Here is a 24314-nt window from a genome sequence, read left to right as displayed (position 1 = left end):
GCATTTATGAATATATTTTATCCGATCAAACCTGAATACAGCACATCTGTTGCGTATTTTTCAATGGAGTTTGCGATCCATCAGCCTTTAAAAGTCTATTCAGGCGGACTGGGTTTTTTATCCGGCTCGCATATGAGAAGTGCAGGTTCCATGGGGCAGAATCTCATTGGCATCGGCATGTTATGGAAGTTCGGATATTATGATCAGGCCCGCAATGAAGATCTTACTATGCGGGTAGATTATACAACAAAATATTATTCTTTTTTTGAAGAAACAGGCATTACCGTTACGGTGAAGGTATTTGGAAAAGATGTATTTGTAAAAGCATATTTGTTGAAGCCTACTGTTTTTGGTACCGCGCCCATGTATTTTTTAACAACCGATATTCCTGAAAACGATTACCTCTCTCGTACAATTACACACCATTTGTATGATCCAAACGAAGAAACACGGATTGCACAAAGCATTGTTTTAGGTATTGGCGGCGGGAAAGTACTGGATGCCTTGAATCACAATATTGATGTGTATCACATTAACGAAGGTCATGCATTGCCTATAGCTTTTCATATCTACGATCATTACGAAAACTGGCAAGAGGTTAAAAGACGTTTTGTATTTACAACACATACTCCGGAAAAAGCAGGAAATGAAGAGCATGATTTTGGAATGCTTGAACGCGCTTCGTTTTTTGGAAATGTACCGATTGATGAGATTCATAAGCTGAATGCTAGTATTAACGGTCGCTTCGACTATACCCTGGCCGCTTTGAAAATGGCAAAGAAAGCAAACGGTGTATCGCAGCTGCATGGAGAAGTTGCACGTAAGATGTGGAAAGACTATGATGGTATTTGTGAAATAGATCACATTACCAATTCGCAAAATGTAGCGTACTGGGCTGATAAAGCATTGTTGCAGGCCTATCATGAACAGAACGATAACTGGATTCGCAGCCGTAAAAAGGAATTGAAGAAGCAATTGTTTGAAGTAATTGCTGATCAGACAGGAGATATACTGGATCCGGATATTTTGACCATTGTATGGAGCAGACGATTTGCAGGATATAAACGTCCGGATTTGATCATGCGGGATTACCAGCGTTTCATAGATCTAATCGACCGTGTAAATCAGCCAATTCAGGTGATCTGGGCGGGCAAGCCCTATCCATTGGATCAGGAAGCAATCGGTATTTTCAATAAAATTATGCAGACTACATTGGTTTCGAGTCGTGCTGTAATACTTGTTGGCTATGAACTTGGACTTTCTGCTATGTTGAAAAAAGGAGCAGATGTATGGATGAATAATCCGCGTTATACCCGTGAAGCCTCAGGTACGAGCGGAATGACAGCTGCCATGAACGCAACACTGAACTTCTCCAATATGGATGGCTGGGTAATGGAATTTGGCAAGAATTTGGAAAATAGTTTTATTATGGAGCATTCAACAGCGGAGGATGTGAACGAACAGGATAATCAGGATGCTCATTTCTTATATAAAAAGCTGGAAGAAGAAGTGATTCCAACCTATTATACGGATCAGAAAAAATGGGGGCAAATGATCCGGAAAAGTATGGATGATATTTTTCCGTTTTTCAATTCAGATCGGATGGCGGATGAATATTATAAGAAGCTGTACAATGCCTGAGCGAAAAATACAGCAACTGCTAAGCCTTTACGAAAGTAAAGGTTTTTTTATTTTATTGAATATATCTTATAATCAATACGTTGGACTAAATGTTTAAACACTATTTGATAGTACGGTTTTATTATTTGTAATTAATCTAAATAAAGTTTGTAATTAATCTAAATAAGAATAATTTTGCAACACTTAAACAAAACCAGAATCAAACAAATATATTAATCATGCAAAAGCTTACTTTAAAAAATGGCATTCTGATACCTTTAGTAGTTTTGATAGGATTAACAACTGCCTGTAAGAAAAAAGACGATGATGCTCCTGCACCAACATCTACACCAGGCAAAAGAACAACAACAATCAATTACAGCACATTAACTCCTACTACTTCATACAGAACGGCATTTTTGGATAAAGACGGTGATACAACGGTTAACCGTAACGATGGTAGAAGCCGACTAATGATGTTCAGAGCATTAATCACATACATTGGTACTGCTGCAAGTACAAATACCGCTATTGACTCAACAGTAATGAGCAATATGTTTGCAAATAAAAATTCTCCATTCACTGGCAACTATGCATATTTAAATGGACTTGATATGAGCATAAAAGAAGCAACAGCTTTTTCAAAATCAAATCAATCAGCAGTACATAATTATCTTGAGTATGCTTTTGGTAGAATGGCGTACATCAGCAACTACACCGGACAGACTGCTTCTAAAGGCACTCCGGGTAAAAATGGAACATATCTGGTAGATGCAAATGGTATCGAATGGGCGCAGATCATTCAAAAAACATTAATTGGTGGCTACCATTTAGATTACATTGGTAATGTATTATTGAGCAAAGGTTTGAATGCTGATAACCAACATTTAGTTACAGGTAAAAAATACACACAACTTGAGCACAACTGGGATGAAGCATATGGTTTCTTCACAGTAAATGATATGTATTATAATGGTACAACAGATCAGGCGGCAGCTAAAGTATCTAATGAATATTATTTAGGCTCTTATGCCTGGGAATATAACAAGTCAGGTTTTGTTAAATTACATTCTGCTTTCTTAAAGGGACGTGCTGCAATTCATAACAACGATATGACTGAAGTAAGAGCGCAAGCTGCTATTATCAGAGGAATTCTTGAAACTGCAATTGGCGGTGCTGCAAACGGATACATGGGAAAAGCTTCTGATGGAACAGCTACGGAAGCTTCCAGAGTACATGCATTTGGTGAAGGTAACGGTTTTGTATATTCAACACGTTTCTGTACACAAACAGGTGCTGATGATGCATTTTCAGCAGACTTGCTTGATGATCTGATCACACCTGCTACAGTAACATTCTATGATATTACTGCGGCTCAGTTTACAACGGTGGCTACTAAATTAAGAACAAAGTTTGCTCTACTATAAGTAAAATAAAAGTTTCAAATGAACATATTTGGTAGTTATCAGTTATATGATAACTACCAAATATGTAATTTATTAAAAGAATATGATGATGCGTTTTGTATCTGTTAAGTTACTTGCACTACTGTGCCTTACGGCGTTAACAATTTCATGTAAGAATGATCCCAAGCATCCGATACCTCCTGCAGGTACTGATTCGGACAGAGGATTGATGCTGACAAATATTGCTGACAATATTGTTATACCTGCTTATGCAAACTTTAATGCGAAGTTAACGATCATGATCACAAAGTCAGATGCGTTCATAGCAAATCCAAATCCAACAACATTAACAGAATATAGAACTGCATGGAAGGATGCATACATCGCCTGGCAAAAAGTTGCATTGTTTGATTTTGGTCCGGCGCTTGATTATACATTGAGTTCATTTATGAATGTGTATCCAACAAATGTAACAACGATTAATGCGAACATTGCTTCAGGTACAGCAAGTTTAGAAACATTCGCTTCATATCCGGCTCAGGGTTTTCCGGCTTTGGATTATTTGCTTAACGGAATTGCCGCAACGGATGCAGACATTGTAACATTGTATACTACAGATGCCGATGCAACTAAACGCAAAGCGTATTTGCTGCAACTAACCAATCAGATGCGTACAAAGTTTGATGTTGTGAACAACGCATGGAATGGATCATACAGAAATACATTCGTTGCCAGTACAGGCACAGGATTGTATTCATCAACATCGCTGATGGTGAACGGAATCGTATTTTATTACGAGCGTTATTTGCGTTCCGGTAAATTTGGTATTCCTTCTGGTGCGATGGTTAACGGTACATTGTTGCCGGGATCTGTTGAAGCGTATTATACAAAAGATATTGCTAAAACTTTAGCGCAGACTACGCACCAGGCGTTTGTTGATTTCTTTAACGGAAAAGGATTCACAACGGGTATAGAAGGTGGTTCATTGAAAACGTATTTGAATTCATTGAATGCGAAAGATGCAACTACACAGGTCTTATTATCTGAAACGATCAATACACAATTTGACGTTGTAAATGCGAAGCTTGCTTTATTATCAGGTGAAGATCTCAGCAATGAAGTTTCAACAAATAACGCAGCAATGATTGCTGTATATACTGAATTGCAAAAAGCAGTACGTATGCTTAAAGTAGACATGACCTCTGCAACAAGTATTACGATTACCTATGCAGATAATGATGGAGATTAAAACAACTTGCTGAATTTATAGATAAGAAGTGGTCTGACTGATTTTAAAATCATTGGTCAGACCACTTTTTGCATGATTGTAAATGATTAACTATTTAATGCGAATTACGATATTTGCAGACTGTACCGTCACAAGTACAAATGTATAAATGAAAAACTATTTCCTAAAAACAACTTCGGTTGCTCCATTAGTAATCTTCCGGATCGGACTAGGTGCGATGCTGTTTATCGGCATTCTGCGCTTTTGGTTCAATGGATGGATCGAAGGTTTATACATTACTCCAAAATATTTTTTTCCGTATTATGGTTTTGAATACATCGTTCCGCTAGGTTCTTATACTTACATCCTATTTTTTATATGCGGCTTATCCGCACTATTCGTAGCAGTGGGTTTTTATTACAGACTTTCTATCGTAACACTTTTTTTAAGTTTTACCTACATCGAGCTGATCGATAAAACCACCTATTTAAATCATTATTACTTTGTCAGCATGATCTGCTTCTTAATGATCTTCATGCCGGCACACGTTTATTTTTCTATAGACGCATACAGAAATTCAACACTTCGTGCGAATAAAATTCCGCAGTGGTGTATTGACTCGATCAAATTATTTGTGTGCTTGCTGTACTTTTGTGCCGGGCTTGCGAAGATCAATTCCGATTGGCTCTTACATGCAATCCCATTGAAAATATGGCTGCCTGCACGCAACGATATGCCTGTTATCGGATTCTTATTCAATTACTCCTGGATCCATTTTCTGTTCAGCTGGTTTGGTTGTTTGTATGATCTATCCATACCTTTTCTGTTATGGAATAAAGGTACACGAGTGGTCGCATACATTTTTGTGATCCTGTTTCACGTACTTACTTCCATGCTCTTCCCGATCGGGATGTTTCCATACATCATGATCCTGACAGCCTTGATCTTTTTCCCGGTAGAATTTCATCAGCGCATTATTCAGTTTATCCAGCGATTTATACCCGGTTCCAGAAATCCTATAGAAAGTGATGCTACTTTTATCTATTCCAAGGTTCAACAATACTTTGTAAAGGGAATAATTTTCACGTTTTTTGTAGTCCAGTTAGTAGTACCTTTCCGGTTCATATGTTATCCGGGGGAATTATTCTGGACAGAACAAGGCTATCGCTTTTCCTGGCGCGTAATGCTGATGGAAAAAGCAGGCTATGCAGAATTTACAGTGAAAGACGCTTCGGGAAAATACCTGATCGTAAACAACGAAGAGTTTCTTACAAAACAGCAGGAGAAAATGATGGCTACACAGCCGGATATGATCCTGCAATACGCACATATACTCGCAGATTATTATTCGGTACATGGATTTAAAGATCCGATGGTATTTGCAGATGTGTATGTAGCACTAAACGGACGCTTGGGAAAAGCAATGGTTGACACAAGTGTTGATCTTGCTAAAGAAAAAGAATCGTTCGGACATAAATCATGGATCATACTTTACAATGAATAAGTTTTCAATACCCCTTTCCGTTCTTTTCTGTTTTCTTTTAACAGGAGTATTTGCACAACACCGTTTGTCAGGTAAAGTGAGCTCTGCAGTAGACAGTCTACATATAGAAGTGTGTACAGTAGCATTGAATAATGGAGAGTTGGTTGTCAACACGGATTCAATCGGACGTTTTCATTTTGATAATTTAACAGACGGCTCGTATACACTTTCCACACATTGCATTGGATTTATTACGGCAACGCAAACCATTGTGATGAGTGGTAAAAATAAACACACACACATTCTTATCTATCCTGAAACAGATAATGGAGACACGATCGAAATTGTAAGCAAGGGGCCGGCATCGCACTTAGGAGACGTGGTTGATATGGGTATTTATGCGGGTAAAAAATCAGAAGTGATTGTGATGGATAGTTTGGTTGTGAATACGGCTACCAACAATGCACGGCAGGTGTATTCTCGTGTGCCGGGTTTGAACATCTGGGAGAACGATGGTGCGGGCATTCAGTTGGGTATAGGTGGCCGCGGTCTGGATCCAAACAGAACATCTAATTTTAATGTACGTCAGAATGGATACGACATCAGTGCAGATGCACTGGGTTATCCCGAAAGTTATTACACACCACCGACAGAAGGGATAGAACGTATACAGCTGGTGCGTGGTGCTGCATCGTTGCAATACGGTACGCAGTTTGGCGGCATGCTGAATTTTATAATACGCAAACCCGTTGCAGATAAAAAAATACAATTGGTTGCCAGACAAAGTTTGGGCACATACGGAAAGGGAAGCAATGGATTGGCATTGTATAATACGTTTACAAGTTTGGGTGGCACGGTTGGGAAGGTGAGTTATTACACCTACTTTCAATATAAAACAGGTAATGGCTGGAGACCCAATTCAGATTTTGATGTATACAATTATTATGGCAATGTAAATTACCAGATCAGTAAGCGTACAAGCATAGGTTTTGATTTAACAATAATGAGCTATCTGGCGCATCAACCCGGAGGTTTATCGGATGATATGTTTAACGCAGATCCACGTCAATCTAATAGAGCGCGTAATTGGTTTCAGGTAAACTGGAGAATGGCAGCAGTTCACTTCAGTCATAAATTCAATGAGACAAGTGAAATGAATGTGCGTGTGTTTGGTTTGCTGGCGAATCGATATAGTATAGGCTTTAGACCCAATCGCGTTGCAACGGTCGATGATGGTAGAAATAGAGATTTAATAAAAGGCGAGTTTAGAAATATTGGTGCTGAAATACGTTACATGAAACGGTATTATGTCGGTGGACGGTACAATGTATTATTGATGGGGGCAAGAGGATATTATGGAAATAACTTGGCTACACAAGGCTTAGGCACGACCGGAAGTGATGCTAATTTTTCGTATGTTAAAAATGTAGTTGTAAACTTTCAATACGATTACAATGATTATACATATAGAAATAAAAATCTTGCCTTATTCGCAGAAAATATATTTTATGTAGGCAACAAACTTTCCATAACCCCAGGACTTCGATTTGAATACATCAATACCTCTGCAGATGGATATTACGGGAATATAGCATATGACCTTGCAGGTAATATTATTTTGAATGATACGGTCTATGAATCCAGATCAAGTGCGCGTCAATTTCTTTTAGGCGGAATTGGTATTAGTTACAAGCCGACTTCTAAAATGAATATTTACGGAAACATTTCTCAAAACTATCGTTCAATAACTTTTAGTGATATGCGTGTTGCAAATCCATCTTCAGTGATAGATCCGAACATGAAAGATGAACGGGGGTACACGATGGATATTGGGTTGAGAAGTGAAAACACTAAGCGCTTTATCTACGATGCAAGTTTTTTCATATTGAATTACAACAATCGTATTGGGGAATATTTAACGTCGGATGCATCGAACAGAGTAATCAGAGAGCGTACAAATATTGGTCGTGCCCTGATGGTTGGAGTGGAATGTTATATGGAATACGATGTAATGAAATTGATCTTACCTCAGACGAAAGTATGGTCTGGTAGTATATTCACGAACTCAGCATACATTCATTCGGAGTATGTATCAAGCGGAATAACAGCGGTACAGGGGAATCAGGTTGAGTTTGTGCCGGAATTTAATTTAAAAGCGGGCGCACGTGCAGGATATAAAAAGTTTAAAATGTCGTTTCAATACACGCACCTGACACAGCAGTTCTCTGATGCAACGAATGCGGAAGAGGGCGGCGTATCCGGCGTGGTTGGTATTATTCCTGCCTACACCATTATGGATTTGAGCATGTCGTATGAGTATAAGATCTTCAAATTCGAAGCAAACATCAACAACATTACCAATCAATATTATTTCACCCGTCGTGCTACAGGTTATCCTGGTCCGGGTATTTTGCCTTCAGATGGCAGAGCATTTTATTTTACGCTGCAGGTGAAGATTTAGTTGCGAGTTGCTAGGTACTAGTTACTAGAAGAGGAGAAAACAGTTGAAAGAATAAGTGAAATGGAAATGAACAAAAAGTTTAAAATTTTAAGTAAGGGTGATTGTTTCAAAGCTTTTGAACTTATTAATGAAAAGTATATGCCAATTCAATTGTTTCCAAATTATGAAATTTCTGACATTGATTTCGTTTCATTGCCGCAAAACGTTTTAATCAATTCACGTTTATATTTGAAAGAGTATACAACAACAGAATGTGAAACATTATCTGAAGTTAAACAAATAATAGAATCTGCAATAAATCTGTGATTTTATTGGGGCAGTATTTTTTTGTCTCGAAACAATCTAGCAACTAGTACCTAGCAACTGAAAACTACCAATTACTCTTTTGCTGCTGCATACTGCAAAGCACTCAGTTTGCTATACATTCCGTCTTTGTTCAATAGTTCTTCGTGCGAACCGGATTCTTTTATTTCACCTTTATCCAATACAAAAATAGTATCTGCATGTTGAATGGTAGATAAACGGTGTGCAATCACAATGGATGTTCTTCCCTTCATTAATTTTTCTGTTGCCTGCTGAATTAATTCTTCTGTTTCAGAATCGATGGAAGAGGTTGCTTCATCTAAAATTAAGATCTTAGGGTCATATACCATTACACGGATGAATGAAATGATCTGTCGCTGGCCCGCAGAGAGTGTACTGCCCCGTTCCATTACTTCATAATTCAATCCGCCGGGTAAACGTTCTATAAAACGTTCGGCGCCAACCAAACGAATTGCTTCCCAGATTTTTTCCTCTGTAATTTCAGGATTGTATAAGGTAATGTTGTTGCGTATGCTTCCGGAAAATAAAAATACATCCTGCAATACCAAACCAATTTGAAGACGTAATTCATGCAGATCGTAATCGCGTATATCGGTACCATCAATTAAGATGTGACCTTTTTCAATATCGTAAAAACGGTTCAGTAAATTAATGATAGAAGATTTTCCTGCACCGGTTGATCCTACAAATGCAATACTTCCGCCTTGCGGAACAGAGAAATTAATATCCTTTAATACGGGCTGTCCTTCTATGTAACTGAAATAAACATTATTGAATTGAACGTGACCATTAATCGCAGGTACATGTTTGCTACCTGTAGATTGTATCGGCGTTTCATCGTCTAACAATTTCAGAATACGATCTGAACTGACAACAGATAATTGCAGGGTGTTGAATCGATCCGCGATCATACGGATCGGACGGAAGAACATAGAGATGTACATGATAAAAGATACCAATGTTCCGAAAGAACTGGTTTCACCCAATACCAGCTTTGAACCAAGCCATATAAGTAATACAATACCTAAGGAGCCGATAAATTCTGCAATCGGAAAATAAACAGAATACGCATTCACCGATTTTAAATTCGAATCGCGGTGATGGATATTAATCGTTTTAAATTTTTCGTATTCGCGTTTCTCACTGTTGAAGATCTGAACAATGCTCATACCTGTAATATGTTCCTGAACAAATGTATTCAGATTGGCAACTGCAATACGCACTTCATTGAACGAAGCTTTGATACGTTCTTTAAATACATACGTGCTGAACAATAGGATTGGCAGAGGGCACAAACAAATAAGCGTTAATCGCCAGTCAATGTAGATCATGAATCCGAAGATGAAGATCAATTGGAGGAAGTCGCCAAGAATGCCCGCAAGGCCGTCGGATGTAAAGTTGGATAAGGTTTCGATATCTGAAATGTTTCGCGTAACCAGTCTGCCGATTGGTGTTTTGTCGAAGAAGTTTAAACGGAATTTTAATAAATGTTTGAATAGACGGATACGAATATCTTTGATGATGGATTGTCCAAGTTTACCTGCGAGGTATGTGTCAAAGTATTGCATGAACGCTTGCGCAACCAATACAGTAACCATTAAACCGATGATCATGTACAGACCATTCAGATCACTGTTTGCAATTTTATCGTCAATCGCAATCTTAACCAGGTAGGGTTTTACGGATGCCAGCACTGCACCCAGTAATGTTAAAAAAACCTGAGTATAGAATAAATGTTTGTAAGGCTTTACAAATTGAAATAATCTACTTAAAATTTTTATGTCGAATAGGTTACCGCTTACAGCGCCTTTTTCTTCTTTTTGCACGGTCAATGAATTTCCTTAGTAAACGTATTAAGCATTGGCAGAAGTTCCAAGTGCTTTGTTTTTATCTCTTTTATATAAGAATATATGCAGGCCAATGCCCATCAATACTCCGATGATTCCGCCAACATATCCGAAATTGTTAATTTGAACAACACGTTGAAAAGCAATGGGGTCTAAGATATTTGCAGGCAATGTCTGTTTAAATCCGATAGCCTCAGAGGAAACGGGAATGTATTCAGCAAGGATCGCAAAAGCAAACGACATAAAGAATGTCAGCAAATAGGTATAGATTGTATAGGTTAGTAATCTATGCGTGTTCGTGTGGATTCGTCCAACCGCTGTAAGGATGATTCCAAAAGGAATTCCTGTTTGCCATGCATTCAGAATGCCGATCATGCCGGCTCTGGCACGCGGATGCCATGCATGTGGAAAATCGTAATGTTCAAATCTGAATTTGGTAAAGAATTCTTCTGAAATGCTATACGTTATCTGGTCGTGAATGAAACCATAAAGGGCCGCCATCATGGGTGCCAGAATAAGTAATGCAATGAATATGAATGTACGCATATTGAGATCGTTGTTATTTTAAGGAATTATATCCTTTAAAGATTAAAGATACTAAAAACTTGTAAAGAAAGGGAGTTGATAATGCTGTGGTTCAATAATATTGCTATGCCCTTCAAAATGACTCTATTTGTGTATATATCGCCTCTACAGGACTTATGCGAATGGAAATGGATATTAATTTTCTACAGATATTTAATCCCTACGGGATTATGAAATCTGAAATAATATCTAATTAGTTTGTAATCATCTTCTATGCTGGAAAAAGATGCGATTTTAAAAAGCATTTGTCCCATTAGGGACAAAATATCTGTAGCAAACAATTACGAACCACTAGATGTAAAAGTCCCGTAGGGACGACATATTATATCAAATCTTTAAAAATGAATTTCTCATCATATTCAATTTCAAATTTTTGAAGAAACTCAATATATTCTTCTTTGAAGGTCTTTTTAGCGTGATGCTTTTCCTGATTCTCAATATATGCAGCAACTACTTTAATTTGTGAACGACTGTAAGAAAAGGCGCCATATCCAGATTGCCATTCAAATCGTCCCTTGATAAATTTCTTATCGTTTATCCATTTGGAGGAACTTGCTTTTACTTCTTGAATTAAATCGGAAACAGATTGTGTAGGATGTATGCTGATTAATATATGGATGTGATCAGACATTCCATTAATAGAAATTAGTTTATGTTTGTTGTTTCTGACTATGCCTGTTATGTATTGATATAATTCATCTTTCCAATAAGATGCGATTGTACCTTCTCTGTATTTAACAGCAAAAATTGTCTGAATGTAAAGTTGAGCATATGTATTAGCCATAAAAATATATCGTCCCTATGGGACTTGTATGAATAAAATTGATTTGTTTTTTTTCTACAGATATTTAATCCCTAAAGGGATTTTAAAATGTCAAATTTGAAAATGTAATTGTAGAATGGCATCATACAATTGATTATGACATACAATTGTACCCAAAAATATCGCTTGCTGAAAGATACATATGTTAAAAAATATCGCATTATTCCGTGAGGGATTAAATATCTTTAGTAAACAATTAGATATCATGAAATGCGCAAGTCTCATAGGGACGATATATCTATGCCAATCTTTAAAATATATTTTAAATGAAAATAAATTTGAAATAGAACAATCCCAAATCTTTCCGGAATTCTCCCGGAGATTTAATATATGATACTACCAGGAGCTATATTATTCGTTTGTACGGTGCTTGCGTTTGCATTAAGTTCAGTTTGTGGCGGCGGCGCAAGTTTTATATTAATTCCATTATTGGGATATTTATTACCCGGGGCGCAGGTGCCCGCGGCTTTATCCATAGGAACTGCAACCAGTTCTGTATCCCGTATTGCTGTTTTTTATAGAAGTATCCGCTGGGAAATTGTAGCACGCTTTGTTCCGCCTGCGACACCGGCGGTATGGCTCGGGGCCTGGTTACTTACGTATATCAATCCGGTTTATCTGGAATGGATCATGGGACTTTTTTTATTGTCCAATCTTACATTCCTTGTAAAACCTGTAAAAAAAGAAAATGAATCAACTATGCCTAAAAGCATTTTAATGCTGATCGGTTTTGTAGCAGGCTTTGTATCCGGATTGACAGGAGCAGTAGGTTTATTATTCAATCGATTTTATTTGCGTTATGGATTGAGTAAGGATGAAATCATTGCAACACGGGCAGCCAATGAATTATTGCTGCATCTGATAAAATTGTGTCTTTATATTTCTTTTGGTTTGCTTACGATGAAAGTAATGAGTCTGGGGATCATTATTGCGATCGGAGCGATTTTTTCTTCCGTTCTTATAAAACGCGTATTGCCATACATCAGTGAAAATATATTTCAAAAGACAGGATATCTGGCAATGGTTCTTTCAGGAATGTTTATGTTTTTAAATGCATCAAAAAATATCATTGATGCAAATCAATTACATGTTACATACGTTACAGAAGACAAAAGCATTGAAACAAAAATGCAATGGAGGAAGCGTACGTTTCAAATTGATTTTGAATACGGAGACGGTTCGTTTGAAATGGAATATCCGATTGAATTAAAAGATCTTCCATTAGATAAGCAGAAGCTTGTAGAACAATTTTCTCAATCTGCAGACAAGGTTGTGCTGGAAGAAGTATATGGTGTCAATAAGCATTACTACGAAGTATATGTGTATGAAAAAGGTAAGCTGACTAAGCATGATATCTAAAAAAAAAAACACCTCTTCAGAATGGTAGTCCGAAGAGGTGGATCTTACTTTTTGTCTAGCAACTAGCACCTAGCTACTGGCAACTATTTCATATATCTGAAATCGTGATCCGCTGGCAATTGAACCAGGAATTCATAGATCATTTTGATCACCTGTTCAACATCAGCTTTGCTTACTGTTTCAACAGTTGTGTGCATGTATTTTAACGGTAAAGAAATCAATGCTGCAGCTACACCACTGTTAGAGTATGCAAAAGCGTCTGTATCGGTTCCCGTTGCACGTGTTGCAGAAGCACGTTGAAAAGGAATTTCTTTACGCTCTGCTGTTTCAATGATCATGCGCAATAAATTATTCTGTACTGCCGGTCCGTAGGTTAATACAGGACCTTTGCCGCAAGACAGATCTCCGCTTGTAATTTTATTGTACATCGGAGATTGTGTATCGTGACAAACATCTGTGATAATGGCAACATCCGGTTTGATACGGTGAGCAATCATTTCAGCTCCACGCAATCCGATCTCTTCCTGCACGGCATTTACAATATATAAACCGAACGGAAGCTGATTGTTATTTTCTTTTAATAAACGTGCAACTTCTGCAATCATAAAACCACCGATGCGGTTATCCAACGCGCGACCGCAGTAGTAACGTTCGTTTAAGATCATAAATTCATCTTCGAACGTGATCACAGAACCTACGTGTACACCTTTCGCTTCAACTTCTTCTTTGGAAGAACAGCCTAGGTCAATAAAGATATTTTTTATGGTAGCAGGCTTGTCGTTTTCTTCATCACGTACGTGTATAGCAGGCCAGCCAAACACCCCTTTAACAATACCTTTGTCTGTATGAATGTTTACGCGCTTCGAAGGAGCAATCATGGTATCCGATCCGCCATTCTTGCGAACATATATATAGCCTTCTTTTGTAATGTAATTTACAAACCAGGAGATCTCATCGGCGTGTGCTTCAATAACTACTTTGTATGGCGCATCCGGATTGATCACCCCCACAACAGTTCCGTACGTATCTGTAAAGTACGAATCGATATACGGACGAATGTAGTCCAGCCAGATTTGCTGTCCGGAAGATTCAAAACCTGTTGGGGCAGCGTTGTTTAAATACGTATGTAAAAATTGTTCGCCTGAATCGTTTATGATGCTCATGTATAAGTTGATTTTAAATTTGGTACAACGAATATACATAGCGCAGTGGTAAAAAAGGCATTTTTGTACGAAAAATAGCGTTTAGTGAACCGATAGTATGATTTTAACTAATTGATAATTAATATATTTAAATTCGGTTCATAAAAAATCCTAAATTCAGCTGTACTTTTTTATATGTTCGGAAAGATTATGCGTAAAAGTATATGTAGTTTTTTTAACGTTTAACCGTTTGGAAATATGTCGCAGCGCATCGGAGTAATTGATATGGGGACGAATACGTTCCATTTACTTATTACAGATATTATAGATGAAAAACCGGTAACCGTAGTGAATGAAAAATCGGCAGTTGGTTTGGGGAAAGGTGGGATCAATAAAGGTATCATTACGGAAGAAGCGATGGACCGTGCATTAACAACCTTGCGTGCTTTTAGAGGCGTGCTGGATGCACACAAGGTTATGCATGTGATTGCTACGGGCACAAGTGCCGTGCGTACGGCAAAAAATAAACAGCAGTTTATTGATCGGATCAAAAAGGAAGTAAATATTGATGTTGAAGTTATAGATGGAGAACGTGAGGCAGAGTTGATCTTTAGAGCAGTACAGCAGGCTGTGCCGATGGAAAAAATCTCTCTTGCGATGGATATAGGTGGTGGAAGTGTGGAGTTTATAATTGGTAATGAAAAAGAAATTCTCTGGAAGCAGAGTTTCGAGATCGGTGGACAACGTTTGATCGAACGGTTTCACATGCACGATCCAATGCGTGAAGAAGACAGAGTAACCATGCACAATTATTTTGATGAGGTACTGGTTCCTTTGGATGAAGCAATTAAAAAATGGAAACCTACGCAGTTGATTGGCTGCTCCGGCACCTTTGATACCCTTGCTGAAATGAACATACAATATCATAGAGAAAAAATTCTGCTTGAAAATCAAACAAGCTATTTATTATCGTTGGTAGATTTTAAACGTCTTCGAAATCAGATGGTACGTAGCACACGTGCAGAACGTCTGTGTTTTGCCGGCATGATTGAGTTGCGTGCGGATATGGTTGTTGTAGCGATCTGTTTGATCGAACATGTGCTGCAGCTCATCAAAACGAATACGGTAATGGTCTCAACGTATTCTTTAAAAGAAGGCGTGTTGTATACCATGCTGGATGGGGAAAAGGTGGGGAGTTAACTTATAATTATAAATTATGAATTATAAATGATGCTTATTAAATATATTCCGCTGATTATTTTTAGCGCAATTTCAATTACAAAATCTGCTGCTCAGGATACGGTCTTGAAGCCAACAGATGTGCGGATTTATTTCCAGTCTGTTACGTATAGCATTCCTGAACAAAACATTGCTTCAAGTCTGGTTATTTATGATACCTATTATCATAAGATAGATAGCATCGCTGTTCCTAAAGAAGGATTGTATTTGAATTTGCCTAAGATTGATCTAATATTTAAAGTGCGTCCAATGGCAGTGGGCTATAAACCTAAAGGCGGAGTTTTTTATGCAGATGAATTGAAAGATTCCATAAAAATAATAATTGATCCAAAGGGAGTAAGCAGATGCCCACTTATTATAAGGTCAATTTTATTCGCAGAAAATTCTTATGCGTTGGATTCTACCGCATTGTATGAATTGAAAGAAATAAAAAGAACGTTGTTGTTAATGGATGATTCAACCCATTGCTTCAATGTGGAAGTACATTCAACCATAGATGTGTTAGAAAAAAAGAAGGGCTCTGAATTGCTAAAGAATAGAGCAAGGGTAGTTAAGGAAGTATTGATGAAAAACAATGCAATGAATTTTACACTATTTGTTACAAATAAAAAATTCCGTCCGATCGACAAACCCAAAAACGACGAGGAACATGCTTATAATCGATGCGTAAATTTTAAAATAGGTTTGTGTTTACCGCGATGGTCAGAATTAGAGATTAAAATGTCCGAATAAAAAGTGGATTGGCACGATAATGATATCTACTTATTAATTGAAAGAAGGTATATTATATGCGATGATGAACGGATAGAAGGATAGGAAATGGGTATTTAATTCATAATTATAAAATAAGTGATTTTGAAAGAGCGTGTACTATATATAACAGCAATTTTCAATTTGAAGATTTTAGGAGATTTAGGAGAAGGAATAAATATCAGAGGTGGTATTTATTTAACGAATAATAAATCTCATATATATTCTTTAATGACAGATAAATTGCATAATGCAATTGGGAATATAGAGTATAATGCTTTGCTTGATGCAAATGCTGTTTTTTATAAAATATCTCACGATGAAATATCGTTTGAAAATGCAGATGATTTTTTGTGTGATTTTCTTGTTAACTGTAGAATGATTATTAATGAATTGTGGTTAATAAAAGATCATTCGATAAATATTATGTTGGGTTTTTCCGAATACCCTTATATTAAACCATCTCTTATTGAATTACCATACCATGATTCATGTATTAACAGTAACTGGATAACAGGAGGTTCTCATACCTCTACAGGAGATAATTGTATATCAACTTTTCAGATAAGTGAAGTTGAACAAATAATTTCGTGGGGAAAAAATTCCCTAGTTGAACCTTTTAGTAAATTTAAAAATAGAAAAACTGCGATTGTTCCAGAGATTCAACGAATAAGTAGAAGTTTAGTTTTTCTTCAAACTGCTAGACAACAAGTTGATTTAGGAATTAAAATCACTCATTATTGTTCTGCTTATGAATGTTTATTTTCAACTAATTCAGCAGAGCTTACTCATAAACTTTCAGAACGAATCGCATATTTTTTAGAGACTGAACCTCAAAAAAGAATAGCTCTCTATAATGATATAAAAAGTATATATTCTATTCGTTCTTCAGTGACTCATGGATCAAGCATAAGTGAAAAATATTTTAAAAAAATTTCAGAGTATAGTCAAAAATCAGACAATATACTTCGTAGAATTTTAATTAAAATACAAGAAAAGGAATACTTTGATCAATTTTACAGAAAAGATAATGGAGAAAAATTAGAAAAATTCCTACTAGAATTAACACTTGGATTTGACAGTTCAGAAATTGTTACGCCTACTGAAAAATAATAATTTTGTTTTTAATTGATTTAAAGAATCTGGACAAATTCATAGTAAAATATATTATATAATGTTAATTAAAAAAATTTCCCTATCCATTCTGCTTTTGATCTCGCTTGCGGTTGTTGGCCGCTTTATCTATACTGCCATTCAACAAAATGAGGAGTTTAATTACCATGCAAAAATTCCCAAGACAATCGAATTGGCTTCAAAGAATTTTATTCAGAATGGTCAGATCCCTATTGAGTTCACCGGGGACGGAAAAGAGCTGTCTCCGGAGTTGCACTGGTTCAATCTTCCTGCAGGTACAAAGTCGCTTGTGGTGTTGTGTACGGATTACGATGGTCCAACACCCTTATTGAAACTGCTTACGATCGATCATTGGGTCGTGTATAATATTCCTGTTACTATGAATGGATTGTGGACAGGTATGACAACTAAAGATTTTGGTATGACAGAAATACAAGGCGGTAAAAATTTTAAAGGTACGCTGGATTACAAAGGCCCTAAACCTCCTTTGGGTAAACACCGTTATTTTTTCAGGGTTTATGCGCTTTCAGATTCAACATTGCAATTGACGGAGCCAACAAAAAAAGAAGTGATGCAGGCGATGAAAGATAAGATATTAGCGTATGGCGAATTGATAGGTATCTATTAATGCATCATGTTGGGAATTTCTATCACAAATGTTGCTCCTTCATCTGCGTTGGTCTGGAATTTTATTGCGCCATTTATTTTTTGTAGAGAAACTTTGACAATGTATAAGCCTAAACCTGTGCCTGTAATCCCATCTTTTCGGCCCTCGCGATAAAACATATCAAATATACTATGATCGTTGTTTGCTATTACACCAACGCCGTTATCTGCAAATGTTAAAATTGCTTTTTCTTTATCTGCTTCAATAGTGATTGCCAATCTTGAATCCGCAGCATTCCATTTTCTATATTTAATAGCGTTATCAATAATGTTCAAAAAGACCAGATCGATAATTTCCTGATGCGAGTAGAAAATAGTTGATTGATGAATGTCAGTGTTGATCGAAATAGCATTTAAGTCGGGAGAATCTTTCAGCTGATCCAGTGCTTTATGGATCGTTGCTTCAAAATTAATTTCTGAAAGATCCAGCATATTGTATTTCTGAACTTTTGAAAGAAGCACAAAATCAGATGTGATATTATCTAAATTGATTGCACTGCTTTGGATCATTTTGAAATAATTTTCTCTATCCGAAGGATCAATAATGCCCAGATTCGCCAAGCCAATAATAGATTTCAACGGACCTTTAATATCATGCGAAAGCCTGTAAAATATGGTATCCAATTCATCTATTTTATCATTGATAATGCTGTTCTGAATTTGAAGAACAGTGGTTCGTTCCTGAACTCTTTCTTCCAGCATTTTATTTAGTTTTTCGGTCAATGCTTTCTCCTGAATTAATTGGCGCAGCCACGAACTTAATGCAAGTGATAAAAATAAAATCTCGATCACAGCTCCGAAATTTAAGGAATATGCTGTGAAAATATTTGATTCGACAATACAGGCAACGCGCAGCGAATTAATAATGAATGCGCTTAATAAAACAGAAAATCCGATTGCGAAAAACAATGCGGGCTTATATCCTTTTATGTATGCATAGATGGCAGAGAAATAAGCTACAATGAAAGGTATATAATCGAAATACATCAGTAACTCCAGAAAAAAATCACTTTTATCAATGATAAGAGCAATTCCTATTCGAAGAAAGATCCATGTGATCATGAATTTCCATACCACGGGCATTTTGGTTCTGATATCTAAGAATGCGCAAAAATATAAGGTATAAGGTATAAGCATGATCAGTCGAGATATCTCGATCGAATGACTGTTTAATAGCGGAAAGTTGGGCCATAAATATTGAAAACCTGTACCGTCCTGACACATAAAAAAGATTCCAAATCCGGTTAAGAACAACGAATAGTATAAGAATATGGGTCTGCGGAATGCAAAGAGCATGAACAAACTGAACAACGCTACAATACCTATGGTGCCGTAGAAGATGCCAAGTAAAAAATATTCGCCGATGGCATACGAGGTAAAGGTATCGATCCGGCGAACGAACAATTCAAAGCTTGCAGGCTGTTTTGTTTTTATTCGTATGAAGCATTGAATGGTATCGCTGGAATTCGGGAGTATACACTCGAAATTTTTATGGCCGATTGAACGGTTTTGAAACGGAAGCATATCGCCTTGTTCAACTTTTGTAAAACCGCTATCTGTTTTTACATAAAATGTGATCTCATTCAATCTGAAATTAAAAGACTCGATCAACCATTGCTGATTTTTAGCAGATGTGTTAATGATATTGAACTTGAACCAATAGGCAGCATTTCTATTATTATTTCGAAGCATCGTTTCTCCGGATGCTTTAAACTGATTTTTAAAAGCATCTGATGTAACGTGTTCAATGGTATAGGATGCACTTGAGTCTTCCAGCTGTTCTACAAAACGACTTTCAATAGCATACTGTTTTTGATCCGTATTAAGGGGTATGTAATAATGTGCTTCGGCGGAAAATCCGATAAAAAAGCAGAAAATATAAAATATGGAAAAACTTCTGATCATATAGCCTAATAGAGATGATTTGTCTTTCACAATGAGTCAAATCATCCTTTAATGTAATATACGTAATAAACCCCTATTTGTATTTAATAGTATATGCGAATAGGGGATTAACATTTACATATATAAACCGAAATAGTTTTTATTTTGTCTGGCAAGTTTCAGGCCGAAATCGAGGGTTGAACGGTGCTGACCTTAACCATTGATAAAAGTTAAGCAATATAATTTATCAAACGTTAAACTTTATCAAACTTTATTCTTCGGAATTTATTTTTTATGGACGATTTAGATACTTTCGAACCTTTAAATTTTTAACCAATAATAAAAGCTATGAAAAAAATGATTTATGTTTCTTTTGCACTTGCTGCAATTTTTTTGTCCTGTAAAAAAGGCGAAGCCGTTAGTCCTGCTAACACAACAACTACTAATAATACAACGACTGTTGTAAGCGTTACAAGATCTGATCTATATCCTGAAAACGGATCTATTTCAGGTACCATCGTAAGTAAAACTTCTGATAACGTATTTTTTTCAAAACAATTTAATCACCAACTGGATCTGGAAGCCGCTACGTATTATGTAAATGAAAATGGCAACTATGTAATACATCTGGTCAAAGCAGATAAGAATGGAAGTGTGAGAGATGAAGATAAACAGACAGACATTACGTTTATCTTAAAAAGTGATTTAACGCAAGCATTAAAATTGGTTGCATTACATTCATCCATTTTTGTTGATTCAACAGCAACATCTATTACAAAATTCAATGTTGATCAGTCGGTTCCCACAACCGGAGATATGACGGTTTCAAATGTAACATTTGATTTAACCACTGGAAGGTTAAAAGCAGATTATACGATCAATGTAGCCAATACATATACTTCTTCTTCTAAAACAGCTTCAATTGTTGGTAAAATCGACACAAAACTTATTACTATCCGCTACAGAACGGGTAGTTAATTGCAATTTATTTTTTAATAAAAAAGGCGGTACTGATTCATTCAATACCGCCTTTTTTGCATATGATGAGAGGCTTACAAACCCTGTACCTTTTTATCCTTCGGATATTTAACTGAATATTTTAAGATCAGTTTTTTTGTTTCAGCAGATGCGATGTCTAGTTTCCAGGTGAGTTTGCCTTTTGTTGCATCAACTACAGCACCGGAAGATTCGATCAATTCAACCTCTAAACTGCTGTTTTGTGAGATCGGATATTGATCTTCTATCACAATCGTGATAGCTTCTTTTTTTGTATTGCGGATAACGATCTCGTATCCGTATTCTTCTTTACGATTGGTGCCGATCATTTTTTTAGATGTGTAATCGGTAATCAAATTACGCTCTACAACAATGCGTGGATCGCGGCCTAAGGATATACTTAACGTATCCATGGTGTTTGATGCGTCAATAAATGTTTTGCCTACAAAAGTACCTTCGAAATAAATGTTCGCATTTCCCGAAAGGATGTTATAGGTATCCCATTTCGTAATACGTGCCAATAAGAACGCTGAAAGCTCAAGTTTCGGCACAACTGCATATTGGTAGTCGGCAGGCAGATCAATGTTTTTAATATCTACCTGTTGTCCTTTGCCGCCGGATAAAACAGTATAAGGCAAACCGATCGCAAATTCAACAGACAATGTTGTTTCAACTTCGGATGTATATTCTGCAACCGTGCCGGCCTGAGGAGCCTGCACATCCTTGCTGTTCCATGCGGAGGATGCTGCAGATTCACTTGATTTTTTTTCGTAGTTATAATCTTCGTTTCTATATCGGGGTGTACGAACTTTAGCAACTGAAGGATCATAAATATCCAGATACCAATTACTCAACTCCGGCTTGTTACCGCCTACGGCTGGGTTGCTTGTAGACAAAACGATCTTTACATTCTTCCAGTCATATCCTGTATTCTGAATCACTTGCGCTTTATACGCCAATTGAACAGGCGATTTTGTATCCTTCGCACGGATATCATACAATGGATACCAGCCTGCATTACGTGTGATGTACGTTGTAGTGAGTGATCCTGAAAGCGCAGCTTTGGCAGAAACGGTAACCAGTATGGTGCTGCTCGGTTGATTTGCTGTTTGATTGTATTCTGCTAATTGATTGTTAAAGCTGTTCAGCTTTGTTTGGTATTTTCTAATTAAGATTTTATTATCAATGATTTCTTCGCGGATCTCTTCCAAACGTTCTCTGAAAAAATCTGCCATCTCAGATAATTCTTTCGCAGTTAAATTTGCGTTTTGACCTTTAATACTCTGGTTCATTAAGATCATTTGTTCTTCTTTTACTAATACGTCATTGATCTGTTCATTGAAATCAATCAGCATGGAATAATGATCTATAGAATCTGACAGCGTTTGTATCTTCGCAGGTTTTTCTGTCTTTTTCAGATAATCCGTTTCATGTTCTACAGAAAGAATAATGAAGTCGCCTTTACCGCTTACCTGAATGCTTTGAGGATCCAGAAAGGTAGTTTGGTTTTGTAAATGGATCACCGTTTTGCCGGCTTCAATGGATATGGGTGTATAGGTTTCGATCTGCGCCCGACTTAAAAATACCGTAACCTGTTTAATGGTTGGTGTTGCGGTGATGCTGTTTTCCTGAGCGAAGAGCACAATGCTACTCAGTAGGGCAGTCAAAAATAAGATGGATTTTTTCATAGGAATCAATAAGTTGAGAATAATACCACACGATCGGTTTTTCAAATGATGGTTTATAAACGTGATAACGAATGTACTCAAAAAATATTTGAATGAAGCCTAATGCCTAAAGCCGAAGGCTTAAAGCTAGCGTCTCTTAATAAAAATACCATTTTTAATAAATAATTGATATTCAAATGCTTGTTTTTAATTCTCAATTATTGAAATGCCTGTCACAGCGTTAGAGTTTTTAGCTTTAAGCCTTCGGCTTTAGGCTTTAAGCATATAATGGTATATTTTTGTGCACTAATTCAAATTCTATGTATCCATATAAAGAGTTATTCGCTTTTACCAAAAATGTATTTTTAGCCATGGGTTGTCCCGAGGACGATGCACAGCTTGCAACAACTGTTCTTTTATCTGCTGATCTGAGAGGGGTTGATTCGCATGGTGTAGCCCGATTAACGGGATATGTACGTTTGTGGGAAGCGGGTCGTATCAATGCAAAACCAAATGTGCGTATTGTACACGAAACGCCAAGTACGGCAACGGTTGATGGCGACGGCGGATTGGGTTTGGTGGTTGCACCGAAAGCTATGCAGATCGCAATCGATAAAGCAAAACAAGTTGGATCGGGATGGGTAAGCGTGAAGAACTCCAATCACTATGGTATTGCAGGTTATCACGCTATGATGGCATTAGAGCATGATATGATTGGTATTTCTATGACGAATGCAAGTCCGCTCGTTGCACCTACACATTCATTAAAAAGATTATTGGGAACGAATCCGATCGCTGTGGCGATCCCAGCAAAAGACGAACCGCCGATGGTGGCCGATTTTGCTACGACTACAGCTGCTAACGGGAAATTAGAAATTTTACAACGCAAGAATCTAGAAGCTCCACTTGGCTGGATCCAGGATAAAAATGGTATAACAACTCCGAATGCACACGAATTAAAAGAAGGTGGTGCATTGCTTCCCTTAGGTGGCGACCGCGAGCATGGAAGTCATAAAGGATATTGCTTAGGCGCTATTGTAGATATATTCTCTGCTGTATTATCGGGCGCGAATTATGGTCCGTGGGTACCGCCGTTTGTAAGCTTCCTACCTGTGCCTACGGATCCGGTAGGTGAGGGGATCGGACACTTTTTTGGCGCCATGCGTGTTGATGCATTCAGACCGGCAGACGATTTTAAATCGCATATGGATAACTGGATCAAAACATTCCGCAATGCACCGGCAGTAGAAGGTGAGCAGGTATTGATACCGGGAGATCCCGAAAGAGAAATTCAAGCTTCACGTTTAAGTGAAGGTGTTCCGTTGCTTCCGCCTGTTGTTAAAGACTTGAAAGAAGTTGCAGCGAAATTGGGTGTGGCGTTTATTGATTAAAGGCTGAAGACTTAAGATATTCAGCCGTGGATTTCTATGGTTTATGCAAGTGCATTGGTATAAATATATTCATATTTTCTATTATCTCTAACGCATGCAAATACACGATGTATTAATTTATTTCGAATAGCGTTTATAACATTCATTTTTGCTTTCCCTTGTTTTATTTTACGATCGTAGAATTCTGTAATTTCTTTATTTGATTGAATAGCAACCAGTGCTGCCATGTGTAATATTGATTTGATACGCATATTTGCTTTTCTTGATACATGTGTTCGTTTTCTTACGCTTGTTCCTGAACTATGTTCA

At 37.1% G+C, this 24314-nt stretch carries 20 protein-coding genes; 13 read left to right on the top strand and 7 right to left on the bottom strand.

The features are described 5' to 3' along the window. The first annotated feature begins 6 nt into the window (after positions 1 to 6). The 6 genes from glgP (at position 7) to A3EE_RS0106375 (ending at position 8504) form a co-directional block, all read left to right on the top strand. On the top strand, positions 7 to 1641 hold the full coding sequence (gene glgP, locus A3EE_RS0106400; RefSeq protein WP_018342611.1) for an alpha-glucan family phosphorylase: 1635 nt from the start codon (positions 7 to 9) through the stop codon (positions 1639 to 1641). A gap of 218 nt (positions 1642 to 1859) precedes the next feature. Next, entirely contained in the window at positions 1860 to 3047 is a 1188-nt protein-coding gene (locus A3EE_RS0106395) for a DUF4856 domain-containing protein (RefSeq protein WP_018342610.1), read from the top strand. 82 nt (positions 3048 to 3129) lie between these two features. Then, on the top strand, positions 3130 to 4275 hold the full coding sequence (locus A3EE_RS0106390; protein WP_018342609.1) for an imelysin family protein: 1146 nt from the start codon (positions 3130 to 3132) through the stop codon (positions 4273 to 4275). Between the two features lie 148 nt (positions 4276 to 4423). Then, positions 4424 to 5758, top strand: coding sequence for an HTTM domain-containing protein (locus A3EE_RS0106385; protein WP_018342608.1), 1335 nt, complete (start codon positions 4424 to 4426; stop codon positions 5756 to 5758). Then, complete coding sequence (locus A3EE_RS0106380; RefSeq protein WP_018342607.1) at positions 5751 to 8198, top strand: TonB-dependent receptor domain-containing protein; 2448 nt, start codon at positions 5751 to 5753, stop codon at positions 8196 to 8198. Before A3EE_RS0106385 ends, A3EE_RS0106380 begins: the two co-directional genes overlap by 8 nt. A gap of 60 nt (positions 8199 to 8258) precedes the next feature. Further along, entirely contained in the window at positions 8259 to 8504 is a 246-nt protein-coding gene (locus tag A3EE_RS0106375; RefSeq protein WP_018342606.1) for a hypothetical protein, read from the top strand. 71 nt (positions 8505 to 8575) lie between these two features. On the opposite strand, the gene A3EE_RS0106370 is transcribed toward A3EE_RS0106375, so the two are convergent. The 3 genes from A3EE_RS0106370 to tnpA form a co-directional block, all read right to left on the bottom strand. Further along, complete coding sequence (locus A3EE_RS0106370) at positions 8576 to 10348, bottom strand: ABC transporter ATP-binding protein (protein ID WP_018342605.1); 1773 nt, start codon at positions 10346 to 10348, stop codon at positions 8576 to 8578. 27 nt (positions 10349 to 10375) lie between these two features. Beyond that, positions 10376 to 10915, bottom strand: a complete 540-nt coding sequence (locus tag A3EE_RS0106365; protein WP_018342604.1) for a hypothetical protein — start codon at positions 10913 to 10915, stop codon at positions 10376 to 10378. 361 nt (positions 10916 to 11276) lie between these two features. After that, positions 11277 to 11738, bottom strand: coding sequence for an IS200/IS605 family transposase (gene tnpA / locus A3EE_RS0106360; RefSeq protein WP_018342603.1), 462 nt, complete (start codon positions 11736 to 11738; stop codon positions 11277 to 11279). 369 nt (positions 11739 to 12107) lie between these two features. On the opposite strand from tnpA, the gene A3EE_RS0106350 reads away from it, so the two are divergent. Beyond that, the gene (locus tag A3EE_RS0106350) at positions 12108 to 13136 is read left to right on the top strand and encodes a sulfite exporter TauE/SafE family protein (protein WP_018342601.1); all 1029 of its coding nucleotides are present in this window, start codon (positions 12108 to 12110) and stop codon (positions 13134 to 13136) included. A gap of 83 nt (positions 13137 to 13219) precedes the next feature. Here A3EE_RS0106350 and A3EE_RS0106345 read toward each other — a convergent pair whose 3' ends face one another. Next, on the bottom strand, positions 13220 to 14299 hold the full coding sequence (locus tag A3EE_RS0106345) for a M42 family metallopeptidase (RefSeq protein WP_018342600.1): 1080 nt from the start codon (positions 14297 to 14299) through the stop codon (positions 13220 to 13222). Between the two features lie 237 nt (positions 14300 to 14536). On the opposite strand from A3EE_RS0106345, the gene A3EE_RS0106340 reads away from it, so the two are divergent. From A3EE_RS0106340 to A3EE_RS0106325, 4 genes are all read left to right on the top strand, one after another. Further along, the gene (locus A3EE_RS0106340) at positions 14537 to 15478 is read left to right on the top strand and encodes a Ppx/GppA phosphatase family protein (protein ID WP_018342599.1); all 942 of its coding nucleotides are present in this window, start codon (positions 14537 to 14539) and stop codon (positions 15476 to 15478) included. A gap of 27 nt (positions 15479 to 15505) precedes the next feature. Beyond that, positions 15506 to 16249, top strand: a complete 744-nt coding sequence (locus A3EE_RS0106335) for an OmpA family protein (RefSeq protein ID WP_018342598.1) — start codon at positions 15506 to 15508, stop codon at positions 16247 to 16249. 123 nt (positions 16250 to 16372) lie between these two features. Continuing rightward, a complete protein-coding gene (locus tag A3EE_RS0106330) occupies positions 16373 to 17380 on the top strand; it encodes a HEPN domain-containing protein (protein ID WP_018342597.1) in 1008 nt (335 codons plus the stop codon). A 61-nt stretch (positions 17381 to 17441) separates the two neighbouring features. Next, entirely contained in the window at positions 17442 to 18029 is a 588-nt protein-coding gene (locus A3EE_RS0106325) for a YbhB/YbcL family Raf kinase inhibitor-like protein (RefSeq protein WP_018342596.1), read from the top strand. Here A3EE_RS0106325 and A3EE_RS0106320 read toward each other — a convergent pair. Continuing rightward, the gene (locus A3EE_RS0106320; protein WP_018342595.1) at positions 18026 to 19972 is read right to left on the bottom strand and encodes a sensor histidine kinase; all 1947 of its coding nucleotides are present in this window, start codon (positions 19970 to 19972) and stop codon (positions 18026 to 18028) included. The genes A3EE_RS0106325 and A3EE_RS0106320 overlap by 4 nt on opposite strands. A 327-nt stretch (positions 19973 to 20299) precedes the next feature. Between A3EE_RS0106320 and A3EE_RS0106315 the strand changes: the two genes are divergently transcribed. Next, positions 20300 to 20929, top strand: coding sequence for a hypothetical protein (locus tag A3EE_RS0106315; RefSeq protein WP_018342594.1), 630 nt, complete (start codon positions 20300 to 20302; stop codon positions 20927 to 20929). Positions 20930 to 21003: 74 nt separating this feature from the next. Here the strand turns inward: A3EE_RS0106315 and A3EE_RS0106310 are convergent, their stop codons facing one another. Then, positions 21004 to 22635, bottom strand: a complete 1632-nt coding sequence (locus tag A3EE_RS0106310; protein ID WP_157446913.1) for a DUF4139 domain-containing protein — start codon at positions 22633 to 22635, stop codon at positions 21004 to 21006. 299 nt (positions 22636 to 22934) lie between these two features. On the opposite strand from A3EE_RS0106310, the gene A3EE_RS0106305 reads away from it, so the two are divergent. After that, complete coding sequence (locus A3EE_RS0106305; RefSeq protein WP_018342592.1) at positions 22935 to 24005, top strand: Ldh family oxidoreductase; 1071 nt, start codon at positions 22935 to 22937, stop codon at positions 24003 to 24005. 41 nt (positions 24006 to 24046) lie between these two features. On the opposite strand, the gene A3EE_RS0106300 is transcribed toward A3EE_RS0106305, so the two are convergent. Then, positions 24047 to 24314, bottom strand: a 268-nt coding sequence (locus A3EE_RS0106300) for a transposase (protein ID WP_026209627.1), incomplete at its 5' end; no start/stop codon positions are given.

The organism is Cytophaga aurantiaca DSM 3654, assembly GCF_000379725.1.
GTDB lineage: Bacteria > Bacteroidota > Bacteroidia > Cytophagales > Cytophagaceae > Cytophaga > Cytophaga aurantiaca.
This window is presented reverse-complemented; position numbering and strand designations above follow the sequence as displayed.

Bases quoted from the DNA above. Each gene is read 5' to 3' on its own strand.
- glgP (WP_018342611.1), top strand. From the start codon at position 7: ATGAATATATTTTATCCGATCAAACCTGAATACAGCACATCTGTTGCG.
- A3EE_RS0106395 (WP_018342610.1), top strand. From the start codon at position 1,860: ATGCAAAAGCTTACTTTAAAAAATGGCATTCTGATACCTTTAGTAGTT.
- A3EE_RS0106390 (WP_018342609.1), top strand. From the start codon at position 3,130: ATGATGATGCGTTTTGTATCTGTTAAGTTACTTGCACTACTGTGCCTT.
- A3EE_RS0106385 (WP_018342608.1), top strand. From the start codon at position 4,424: ATGAAAAACTATTTCCTAAAAACAACTTCGGTTGCTCCATTAGTAATC.
- A3EE_RS0106380 (WP_018342607.1), top strand. From the start codon at position 5,751: ATGAATAAGTTTTCAATACCCCTTTCCGTTCTTTTCTGTTTTCTTTTA.
- A3EE_RS0106375 (WP_018342606.1), top strand. From the start codon at position 8,259: ATGGAAATGAACAAAAAGTTTAAAATTTTAAGTAAGGGTGATTGTTTC.
- A3EE_RS0106365 (WP_018342604.1), bottom strand. From the start codon at position 10,915: ATGCGTACATTCATATTCATTGCATTACTTATTCTGGCACCCATGATG.
- tnpA (WP_018342603.1), bottom strand. From the start codon at position 11,738: ATGGCTAATACATATGCTCAACTTTACATTCAGACAATTTTTGCTGTT.
- A3EE_RS0106350 (WP_018342601.1), top strand. From the start codon at position 12,108: ATGATACTACCAGGAGCTATATTATTCGTTTGTACGGTGCTTGCGTTT.
- A3EE_RS0106345 (WP_018342600.1), bottom strand. From the start codon at position 14,299: ATGAGCATCATAAACGATTCAGGCGAACAATTTTTACATACGTATTTA.
- A3EE_RS0106340 (WP_018342599.1), top strand. From the start codon at position 14,537: ATGTCGCAGCGCATCGGAGTAATTGATATGGGGACGAATACGTTCCAT.
- A3EE_RS0106335 (WP_018342598.1), top strand. From the start codon at position 15,506: ATGATGCTTATTAAATATATTCCGCTGATTATTTTTAGCGCAATTTCA.
- A3EE_RS0106325 (WP_018342596.1), top strand. From the start codon at position 17,442: ATGTTAATTAAAAAAATTTCCCTATCCATTCTGCTTTTGATCTCGCTT.
- A3EE_RS0106320 (WP_018342595.1), bottom strand. From the start codon at position 19,972: ATGATCAGAAGTTTTTCCATATTTTATATTTTCTGCTTTTTTATCGGA.
- A3EE_RS0106315 (WP_018342594.1), top strand. From the start codon at position 20,300: ATGAAAAAAATGATTTATGTTTCTTTTGCACTTGCTGCAATTTTTTTG.
- A3EE_RS0106310 (WP_157446913.1), bottom strand. From the start codon at position 22,635: ATGAAAAAATCCATCTTATTTTTGACTGCCCTACTGAGTAGCATTGTG.
- A3EE_RS0106305 (WP_018342592.1), top strand. From the start codon at position 22,935: ATGTATCCATATAAAGAGTTATTCGCTTTTACCAAAAATGTATTTTTA.